Below are 9,295 nucleotides of genomic sequence, written 5' to 3'. Positions count from 1 at the left end.
GTCGCTGGCCGCGGCGCTGGCCGCGGTCGGCGACCCGGCCGGCGCGGCGGTGCGCCGCCTCTACGCCGACATCGCCTGCCGCGACCTCCCGGACGGTGCGGGGTGGGGCAGCGACATCGACACCTGGGACGATCTCGCCGACGCACGCGAGAGGACGGTGCCGTGACCAACCCGCTGGAAGCCTGGCTGTACCGGGTCGCCGACGAGCTCGGCATCGATCCGTCGGCCCTCGACCAGGACCTGCTGCTCGACCTGACCCGCGACGTCGCGCACGGCGTGTCGCGGCCGGCCGCCCCGCTCACGGCATTCCTCGTCGGCCTGTCGGCCGGGCTCGAGGGCGGCACGCACGACACCGTCCAGATGGCGGTCGAGGACGTCCGCCGGATCCTGGCGCGCCACCCGCAACCCTGACGTTTCGTCAGCCGGCGGCGAGCACCTCGGCCGCGGCCCGCTCGCCGGAGCGCACGGCGCCGTCCATGTAGCCGGTCCAGTAGTCCGAGGTCTCGGTGCCGGCCCAGTGGATGCGGCCGACCGGCACGCGCAGCTGCGGCCCGTACTGCGTCAGCACGCCCGGGCCGAACACCGCGGTCGGGCCGCCGCGCGACCACTCCTCGGTCGTCCAGTCCATGTCGAAGTAGTCGGTCGGGGTGAGGAACCGGTCGTCCTGGAAGATCCGCGCGAACTGCGCGAGCACGCCCGCTCGTCGCTCGGCCGGCGACTTCGGGCCCCACACCAGGTTCTGCGCGCCGCCGACGAAGCCGGCGAGCACGCCCGGGCTGCCGTCGGCCGGCGAGTTGTCGAACGCGTAGCCGACCGGGCCACCGACGGTGAGGAACTGCCCGGTCAGCCCCTGCGCCCGCCAGAACGGCGCCGGGTACACGGCCTCGACCTTCATCAACGCGCCCATCGGGGCGCGCTGCATCAGCAGGTCGCGCTGCGCGGGCAGCAGCGGGGTGTAGCGGATTCGCGCCGCGAGCGCCGGCGGCACAGCCACCACCACGCGTCCGGCGTTCACCGTCACCGTGTCGCCGACGACCGTCACCCCCGTGGCCGTCTGGCGGATCTCGCGCACGGGCGTGCCGAGCCGGACGCGGGTGCCGAGCGCCGCCGCGACCTTCTGCGCCACGACCTGCGACCCGCCGACGATCCGCGACTGCTGCGCGCCGCCGCGGACGTCGAACAGCCGCTCGAGCGTGCCGACGTTGCTGCTGTCGCCCGCGGCGGCCACGTACGCCAGCACCGCGAGCATCGAGACGTCGCCGGCCTCGGCGCCGAGCAGCGCCTCGAGGAACGGCGCGAGGATCGCCAGCACGCCGGCACTGTTCACCGAGTGCTGCTGCACCCAGGTCGTCAGCGTCATCGCGTCGTAGGTCGCGGCGTCGGGCGACGCCCACGGCCGCTGCACGTCGACCTTCGCCGCCAGCTGGTCGATCTGCAGCACCAGCGTCGTGATGTCGGCGAGCAGCAGCGGGTCGGGCGGCGCCGTGCCGAGCGGGCTGGTGTCGGAGTACTGCAGCCGGATGAGGCCGTTGACGTAGACGTTCTGCCCGGTGTCGTAGGCGTCGAAGGTGCCCACGCCGACCTCGTTCGCCAGCGCGACGATGCGCGTCTGGGTCGGGCCGACGAACTCGCCGCCGGCCTCGGCGACCTTGCCGCCGCCGATCGGGTGGTTGAGGGTGCGGCCGCCGACGCGGTCGCGCGCCTCGAGCACGATGACCGACTTGCCCGCCGCGACGAGACGGCGGGCGGTCGTGAGCCCCGCGAGTCCGGCGCCGACGACCACGACGTCCGCCGAGAGCGTGGTCGCGGCCTCGGCGGGCTGCGTCCCGGCTGCGCCGAGGGCGACGGCGCCTGCTGCCGCGAGACCGCCGGTGAGGAAGGAGCGTCGTGTCGTCACCCGGAGATCGTCAGGGGTGGAACACGTTCTCGCCACTCGAACGCGCAGCACGAACCCCCTCCTGTGGCTCGTTCCCGAGCCCGGAGATGGGCCACAGCAGGGGGTTCGTGGCGTCAGACGACGAGGTCGGCGCCGGCGTAGAGGTTGCAGGTGCCGTTGCGGACGAGTCCGGCGAGCAGCAGCCCCTGCTTGCGGGCGAGGTCGACGGCGAGGCTGGACGGCGCGGAGACCGCGACGATGCCGGCCACTCCCGCGGCCACCGCCTTCTGCACGATCTCGAACGACACGCGTCCGCTGACGACGAGCAGGTGGTCGGTGGCCGGCAGCAGACCGTCGAGCAGGGCGCGGCCGACGACCTTGTCGACCGCGTTGTGCCGACCGACGTCCTCGCGCACGACGTGCAGCACGCCGGCCGTGTCGGCGAGCGCGGCGGCGTGCACCGCACCGGTGCGCCGGAAGGCCTTCTGCTGCTCGCGCATGGCGTCCGGCAGCCCGACCAGGACGTCGGAACCGATCGTCCAGCCCGGCGTGTGCGGGTCGGCGCGCCGCAGCGGGGTCACGTCGACCACGTCGGCCGAGCAGACGCCGCACGCGGCCGAGGTGACGAACGCCCGCGGACGCGGCGGCTCGACGCCCGCCCGCAGGTCGATGTGCACGCGGTCGGTGTCGTCGTCGCGGCACGAACGCAGCACCGCGACGTCGTCGGCCGTGCGCACCCCCGACTCGACGTTCAGCCAGCCGGCGGCGAGCTCGATGTCGTGCCCGGGGGTGCGCATGAGGGTGGCGATCGGCGCGCCGTCGAGGGCGAGGATCAGCGGCTCCTCGACGGCGAGGTCGTCGGGCGCGGGCACACCCCGCCGCACGATCGCCCGTCGGGTCGTCATGACCGCCATGCGTCCGACAGTACGCACGCCGGCGATCACCGGCGCATGATCACCCGCGAACGGGCGCGCTCAGACCCCGCACCCGGGCGCGGCGTCGGCCAGCGCGGCCCGCATCGCCGCGACCGGCGGCTCGAGCCCGGTCATCAGCCCGACCTGGGCGGCGGCCTGGTGCAGCAGCATGAGCGCCCCGCTGACGACCCGCGCTCCCCCGGCCGCCGCGCCTGCGGCCAGCGGCGTGGGCCAGCCCGCGTACACGACGTCCAGCACCGTCTGCCCCGCCCGCCACGGGCCGGCGGCGAACCGGTCGGCGGCACCGGCGGGCAGGGTCGAGATCACCAGGTCGGCGGTGAGCGGCTCGTCGAGCGCAGCCACCCGCACCGCCACACCGACGGCGTCCGCCGCCGCCCGCAGCTCGTCGGTGCGCGCCGGGTCGCGCACCAGCACGGTGACCGTGTCGAAGCCCGCCACGGCCAGCGCGACCATCGCCGCCTGCGCCGTGCCGCCCGCACCCAGCACCACGGCCGACCCCGGTGCGACGCCGTACTCGCCGAGCGCCGCCACCATGCCGGCGACGTCGGTGTTGTCGGCGACCCAGCCGCCGCCCGCGCGCGGCAGCAGCGTGTTGCCGGCCCCGACCGCGCGGGCGACCGGCGCCACCTCGTCGGCGACGGCGAGCACGGCGCGCTTCAGCGGCATCGTGCACGAGAAGCCCGCCCAGTCGGCCCGCTCGGCGAGCACCCCGGCCAGGTCGTCCTCGCCGCAGTCGATCGCGGTGTAGCGCCAGTCGAGCCCGAGGGCCGCGTAGGCGGCGCGGTGCAGCACGGGTGAGAGCGAGTGCCCGACCGGACGGCCGAGCACGGCGGCGTCAGCCACAGCCCCAGTTGTTCTTCCTGCACTTCTCGACCGCGGCGGCGAACTTCGTCTGATCGTTGGTGAAGAACAGATGCCCGGCGGCGTCGGCGTTGACGTAGTAGAGCCAGTCGCCGTCGGCCGGGTGCACGGCGCCGTTCAGCGCGTCCTCGCCTGGGTTGCTGATCGGCGTCGGGGGCAGGCCCGCGTGCTTGTAGCTGTTGTACGGCCCGTCGACCTCGGCGTAGATGACCTTGGTCGGGTCGAGGCCCTTCAGCTTCGCGGCGTACGCGCTGGTCGCGTCGATCTGCAGCGGCATGTCGGCGGCGAGCCGGTTCAGGATCACCCGTGCGACCTTGGGCATGTCCTCGGAGAAGTACGCCTCCGACTGCGCGATCGAGGCGATCGTGAGCGCCTGGTAGGGCGTGAGGTGCTCGGCCCGGGCGGCCGCGGTGAAGCCGGTCGAGCGCACCTCGTCGATGAAGGCGTTCACCATCTGCTGCAGCGCGTCGGACGCCGAGGTGCCGGCGCCGATCGAGTAGGTGAGCGGGTAGAGGAAGCCCTCGGCCGAGGTCGGCGAGCCGTAGTCGTTCGGCAGGCCGAGCGCCGACACGTCCTTCAGGGCCGCCTTCGCCTGGTTCTCGGGGACGCCGAGACCGCAGACCGTCGTCTTCGGCGTCGTCGGCGTGCAGCGCGGGGCGATGAGCCGCTTCTCGACGTCGACGACCGTGGCGCCCTCGGGGATCACCAGGCCGCGCGCCTGGTGCTTGCCGTCGAGCAGGTCGGCGAGTGCCGCCGTGGCCGAGATGTGGGTGGGCAGCGTGTACGACCCGGGCTGGATGTTCGTCGAGCGCTGGTCGGACGACGCCGCGCGCACGAACGCCGCACTGCTCGCCACCACGCCCGCCTGGTGCAGCGCGTCGGCGATGGCCTGCGCGCCGTCGTTCGGCCGCACCTCGACGGTGGCGGTGCCGCCGTTGCCACTGGCGCCGCTGTAGTCATCGGGGTTCAGGTGGTGGTAGACGGGCAGGACGACCAGCCACACGACCACCGCGAGCAGCGCGACGAAGACGGCGGCGCCCAGTGTGACGAGCCGGCGGCGGCGGCGGAAGCGGGCGGCGCGCTCGGCGGCCCGCCGGTCGCTGCGCCCGCCGTGGGGCGTCGGCCTCGGCCGGTCGTCCCAGCCACCGTCGTCGTGCCCGTCGTCGTGGCCGTCGTCATGGCCGTCGAAGTGGTCGTCGTACTCGTCGTCGTCGTGGTCGCCGAAGAAGCTGCCATGGGGGTCGCGCTCGTTGTCGAACACGCCTGCGCTCACGCCTCACTCCCCTGCCCGACCCGGTTCAGCGCCGACGCGCCTCCAACCACTGCTGCAACAACTCGACGGCGGCCACCTGATCGACCACAGCCCGGCGGGCTCGGCCCCGGACGCCTCGCTCGGCGAGCTTACGCTCGGCGCTCACCGTGGTCAGTCTTTCGTCCACGTACTCGATCGGTGTCGGGTCGATCCGGACGGCGAGCGCGGCCCCGAAGTCGCGGGCCATCCGCGCGGACGCCCCCTCCTGGTCGCGCAGTGTCCGGGGCAGCCCGATCACGACGCCGACCGCCTCGTACTCGCGCACCAGCGCGGCGAGCTCGTCGAGCTGGTCGGGACGCAGCGTGGTGACCGGACTGGCCAGGATGCCCGCCGGGTCGCACCGCGCCACCCCGACCCGCACGGTGCCGACGTCGACGCCGAGCCAGACGCCGGTCATGTCAGCGGGACGCGAGGGCCAGGCGCACGGCGGCGAAGGCGTCGTCGAGCTTCGCGGCGTCGCCGCCGGCGCCCTGGGCGAGGTCGGCCTTGCCGCCGCCCCGGGCACCGATGACCGGCGCGAACGCGCGCACCAGGTCACCGGCCGACAGCCCCGCGGCCTGGCCGGTCGGGTTGACCGCGGCGACGAACGCGACGCCACCGCCCTCGGCCGGCGAGGCCAGCAGGACGACGCCCGGCTCGCCGTGCTCGAGGCGGTTGCGCACGTCCATCGCCAGCGTGCGCAGGTCGTTGCCGCCCACGCCTGCCGGCGCCTCGGCCGCGACCACCCGCACCCCGTTCACCGTCTGCGCCGCCGAGGCGAGCGAGCCGGCCGACGCCAGCACCTGTTGCACCCGCAGCTTGGCCAGGTCGCGCTCGGCGCCCTTGAGCCGTTCGAGCACGCCGTTGATGCGCTCGGGCAGCTCCTCGGGCTGGGCCTTGAACTCGCCGGCCAGCGACTGCACGAGCACGTGCTCGCGGGCGAGGTAGCGGAACGCGTCCAGCCCGACGAGGGCCTCGACTCGGCGCACACCCGAGCCGATCGACGACTCTCCGAGCAGCTTCACCATGCCGATCACCGACGAGCGGGGCACGTGCGTGCCGCCGCACAGCTCGCGCGAGTAGTCGCCGATCTCGACGATGCGCACGCGGTCGCCGTACTTCTCGCCGAACATCGCGATCGCGCCGAGCCGCTTCGCCTCGTCCTGGTCGGTGACGAACCACCGCACCTCGAGGTCGCGCAGCAGCACCTCGTTGATCTCCTCCTCGACGTCGCCGAGCACCGACTGCGGCACCGCCGACGGCGTGGTGAAGTCGAAGCGCAGCCGCCCGGGGGCGTTCAGCGAACCGGCCTGCGCGGCCGAGTCGCCGAGCGAGCGGCGCAGGCCGGCGTGCAGCAGGTGGGTGGCCGAGTGCGACCGCGACACCGACGCGCGCCGGTCGGTGTCGACCGAGGCCAGCACGACGTCGCCGGGCCGCACCTCGCCGGACAGCACGTGCGCCGAGTGCACGATGAGCCCGGGCAGCGGCTGCTGCACGTCGAGCACGGTGAGGTCCGCCTCGCGTCCGCCGTTGTTGACCGAGAGCCGACCCCAGTCGGGCAGCTGGCCGCCGCCCTCGGCGTAGAAGGGCGTGATGTCGAGGACGATCTCGACGTCCTGCCCCTCGCCGGCGGCGGCGAGCAGGCCGTCCGCACCGATGATCGAGGTGACGACCGCCTCGCGCTGCACCTCGACGTAGCCGGTGAACTCGGTCGAGCCGGACGCGAGCTCGCCCTGCGCCGATCGGTAGATCGACAGGTCGGCGTGCGCGACCTTCTTGGCCTTCGCGTCGGCCTTCGCCCGAGCCCGCTGCTCGGCCATGAGCCGCCGGAAGCCCGCCTCGTCGACGCTGATGCCCTGCTCGGCGGCCATCTCGAGCGTCAGGTCGATCGGAAAGCCGTAGGTGTCGTGCAACTGGAAGGCCTTATCGCCGGGCAGCGTCGAGGCACCCGACGACTTCGCCCGTGCCACAGCGGTGTCGAGGATCGTCGTGCCCGCCTGCAGTGTGCGGCGGAACGCCTCCTCCTCGGCGTAGGCGTAGGACGAGATGCGCTCGAAGTCCGTCGCCAGCTCGGGGTACGACGGCGCCATGCAGTCGCGGGCCACCGGGAAGAGCTCGGGGAACGACGGGTCGCCGTACCCGAGCAGCCGCATCGACCGGACGACGCGGCGCAAGATGCGGCGCAGCACGTAGCCACGGCCCTCGTTCGACGGGGTGACGCCGTCGCCGATGAGCATGAGCGCCGAGCGCACGTGGTCGGCGACGACGCGCAGCCGCACGTCGTCCGGGGCCGACTGCGACGCCGCGTGCCCCGAGTGCGCGCCGTAGGTCTTCCCGGCGAGCTCGGCCGCGCGGGCGAGGATCGGCCGGGTCTGGTCGATCTCGTAGAGGTTGTCGACACCCTGCAGCAGGGTGGCCATCCGCTCCATGCCCATGCCGGTGTCGATGTTCTTCTTCGGCAGCTCGCCGAGGATGGCGAAGTCGCTCTTGCCGCCGCCGCGGTTGGGTCCGCGCTCGTCCTGCATGAAGACGAGGTTCCAGAACTCCATGAACCGGTCCTCGTCGACGGCCGGGCCGCCCTCGGGGCCGTAGTCGGGGCCGCGGTCGTAGTACAGCTCCGAGCACGGGCCGCACGGACCGGGGATGCCCATCGACCAGAAGTTGTCGTCCATGCCGCGGCGCACGATGCGCTCGAGCGGCAGGCCGATCACGCGGTGCCAGATGTCGATGGCCTCGTCGTCGGCCGCGCCGGTCGTCTCGTCGGCGTAGACGGTCACCCAGATGCGGTCGCCGTCGAGCCCGAAGCCGCCGTCGTCGACGGCGTTCGTGGAGAGGTCCCACGCCAGCTGGATGGCGCCCTCTTTGAAGTAGTCGCCGAAGCTGAAGTTGCCGTTCATCTGGAAGAACGTGCCGTGGCGGGTGGTCTTGCCGACCTCCTCGATGTCCTGCGTGCGGATGCACTTCTGGATCGAGGTCGCGCGCTGGAACGGCGGTTCCTGCTGGCCGACGAAGTACGGCACGAACTGCACCATGCCGGCGTTGATGAACAGCAGGTTGGGGTCGTCGAACGGCAGGGGCGCGCTCGGCACGACGGTGTGGCCGTTGCGCTCGAAGTGCCCCAGGAAGCGACGACGGATCTCCGCGGATTCCATGCGTCCAGTCTCCTAGGCCGCGTCACCCGGGATGCTGCCACCCGTGATGCTGTGCAGGGTCGACCGGCGCAGTTCGGCCTCCCGCTCGGACGCCGCCTCCCGCACATCCGCAGCGAACGCGGCGAGCTCGTCGGCGATCTCGCGCACCCGCGAGGTCGCGCGCACGGCGAGGCTGCGTGGCGTGAGCGACGCGATGAGCCGCTCGACGCGACGCATGATCAGGACGCCGAGGGTGGCGCCGAGGGAGAGCCAGAACAACCTGCGCATCTATCGCTTCCGTTTCGAGCGGGTGGGACGGGAGGGGGCGGGCTCGAGGCGTTTCTGCACCGAGGCTCGCACGCCGTGGCCGTACGCCGCGGCCTTGATGAGGGTCTCGCCGAGCGGCCCGGCGAGGGTGGACGAGACGACGGCGCCGAGGACCGGCGGGGTCGCGGAGGCGCCGGGCGCGGCGGGCGGTGACGGCGCGTCGGCCCGTTCGACCACCACGCGCGCGACCTCGATCGGCTGCGGCTCGCGCACCGGTGTCTCGCGGGCCGCCCGCAGGGTGAGGCTCGCCTCGTCGAGGGTGCGGCCGGCCTTCAGCAGCGGCACGGCGAGCAGCGCGACGAGCGCGGCGAACGCGACGGCGCCGATGAGAGCGGCGAGCGCGAGCATGGCGACGACCCTAGCCGACCCGTCCGCGCCGCCGATGATCACGCACGCAGGCACACCCTGCTGTGCCTGGGTGCGTGATCATCGCGGGTCGGTGGTGCCGCGGACGGCGGCGCGCAGCCGCTCGACGCGCTCGGCGAGCTCGCGCTCGGTGCCGCGTCCGGTAGGTTCGTAGTAGTCGCGGCCGACGAGTTCGTCGGGCGGGTACTGCTGGGCGACCACGCCGGTCGGGCGGTCGGGCGGGTAGACGTAGCGCTTGCCGTGCCCGAGCTGCTTGGCACCGGGGTAGTGACCGTCGCGCAGATGCAGCGGGACGGAACCGGCGAGCCCCGCCCGCACGTCGGCCTGGGCGGCGTCGATGGCCTTCACGACGGCGTTCGACTTCGGGGCGGTGGCGAGGTGGATCGTCGCCTGGGCCAGGTTGATGCGCGCCTCGGGCAGGCCGATGAGCTGGACGGCCTGGGCGGCGGCGGTGGCGCTGAGCAGCGCGGTGGGGTCGGCCATCCCGACGTCCTCGCTGGCGTGCACG

The 9,295-nt window shown here is 73.6% G+C and carries 9 protein-coding genes and 1 pseudogene; 1 reads left to right on the top strand and 9 read right to left on the bottom strand.

The window, feature by feature from the left end; all coding sequences use genetic code 11:
* The first annotated feature begins 162 nt into the window (after positions 1-162).
* On the top strand, positions 163-411 hold the full coding sequence (locus ACTHMS_RS13015; protein WP_440307094.1) for a DUF6457 domain-containing protein: 249 nt from the start codon (positions 163-165) through the stop codon (positions 409-411).
* A 7-nt stretch (positions 412-418) separates the two neighbouring features.
* Here the strand turns inward: ACTHMS_RS13015 and ACTHMS_RS13010 are convergent, their stop codons facing one another.
* The 9 genes and pseudogenes from ACTHMS_RS13010 to ACTHMS_RS12970 form a co-directional block, all read right to left on the bottom strand.
* The gene (locus ACTHMS_RS13010; RefSeq protein WP_440307093.1) at positions 419-1,897 is read right to left on the bottom strand and encodes a flavin monoamine oxidase family protein; all 1,479 of its coding nucleotides are present in this window, start codon (positions 1,895-1,897) and stop codon (positions 419-421) included.
* A gap of 113 nt (positions 1,898-2,010) precedes the next feature.
* Entirely contained in the window at positions 2,011-2,790 is a 780-nt protein-coding gene (gene fdhD, locus ACTHMS_RS13005; RefSeq protein ID WP_440307092.1) for a formate dehydrogenase accessory sulfurtransferase FdhD, read from the bottom strand.
* A gap of 60 nt (positions 2,791-2,850) precedes the next feature.
* Complete coding sequence (locus ACTHMS_RS13000) at positions 2,851-3,654, bottom strand: shikimate dehydrogenase (protein WP_440307091.1); 804 nt, start codon at positions 3,652-3,654, stop codon at positions 2,851-2,853.
* Positions 3,647-4,945, bottom strand: a complete 1,299-nt coding sequence (gene mltG, locus ACTHMS_RS12995) for an endolytic transglycosylase MltG (protein WP_440307090.1) — start codon at positions 4,943-4,945, stop codon at positions 3,647-3,649. The genes ACTHMS_RS13000 and mltG overlap by 8 nt, the downstream gene beginning before the upstream one ends.
* A gap of 25 nt (positions 4,946-4,970) precedes the next feature.
* The gene (gene ruvX / locus ACTHMS_RS12990; protein WP_440307089.1) at positions 4,971-5,381 is read right to left on the bottom strand and encodes a Holliday junction resolvase RuvX; all 411 of its coding nucleotides are present in this window, start codon (positions 5,379-5,381) and stop codon (positions 4,971-4,973) included.
* A 1-nt stretch (position 5,382) separates the two neighbouring features.
* Positions 5,383-8,115: an alanine--tRNA ligase gene (alaS, locus tag ACTHMS_RS12985; RefSeq protein WP_440307088.1), complete on the bottom strand. Its 2,733-nt coding sequence runs from the start codon at positions 8,113-8,115 to the stop codon at positions 5,383-5,385.
* Between the two features lie 12 nt (positions 8,116-8,127).
* Entirely contained in the window at positions 8,128-8,382 is a 255-nt protein-coding gene (locus ACTHMS_RS12980; RefSeq protein ID WP_440307087.1) for a hypothetical protein, read from the bottom strand.
* Positions 8,383-8,769 carry a DUF948 domain-containing protein gene (locus tag ACTHMS_RS12975; RefSeq protein ID WP_440307086.1) on the bottom strand — a complete coding sequence of 129 codons (387 nt, stop codon included), beginning with the start codon at positions 8,767-8,769 and terminating at the stop codon, positions 8,383-8,385. It lies immediately after the preceding gene.
* A gap of 78 nt (positions 8,770-8,847) precedes the next feature.
* Positions 8,848-9,295 (bottom strand): annotated as a pseudogene (locus ACTHMS_RS12970) (replication-associated recombination protein A); the annotation flags it as partial.

The organism is Jatrophihabitans sp. (assembly GCF_051960575.1).
Taxonomy (GTDB): Bacteria; Actinomycetota; Actinomycetes; order Mycobacteriales; family Jatrophihabitantaceae; genus JBQCEE01.
The sequence above is the reverse complement of the archived record's forward strand: the minus strand, read 5'-3'. Positions and strand labels throughout refer to the sequence as shown.

Coding starts and splice junctions, on each gene's coding strand:
- ACTHMS_RS12980 (WP_440307087.1), bottom strand. CDS start 8,382: ATGCGCAGGTTGTTCTGGCTCTCCCTCGGCGCCACCCTCGGCGTCCTG.
- alaS (WP_440307088.1), bottom strand. CDS start 8,115: ATGGAATCCGCGGAGATCCGTCGTCGCTTCCTGGGGCACTTCGAGCGC.
- ruvX (WP_440307089.1), bottom strand. CDS start 5,381: ATGACCGGCGTCTGGCTCGGCGTCGACGTCGGCACCGTGCGGGTCGGG.
- ACTHMS_RS12975 (WP_440307086.1), bottom strand. CDS start 8,769: ATGCTCGCGCTCGCCGCTCTCATCGGCGCCGTCGCGTTCGCCGCGCTC.
- fdhD (WP_440307092.1), bottom strand. CDS start 2,790: ATGGCGGTCATGACGACCCGACGGGCGATCGTGCGGCGGGGTGTGCCC.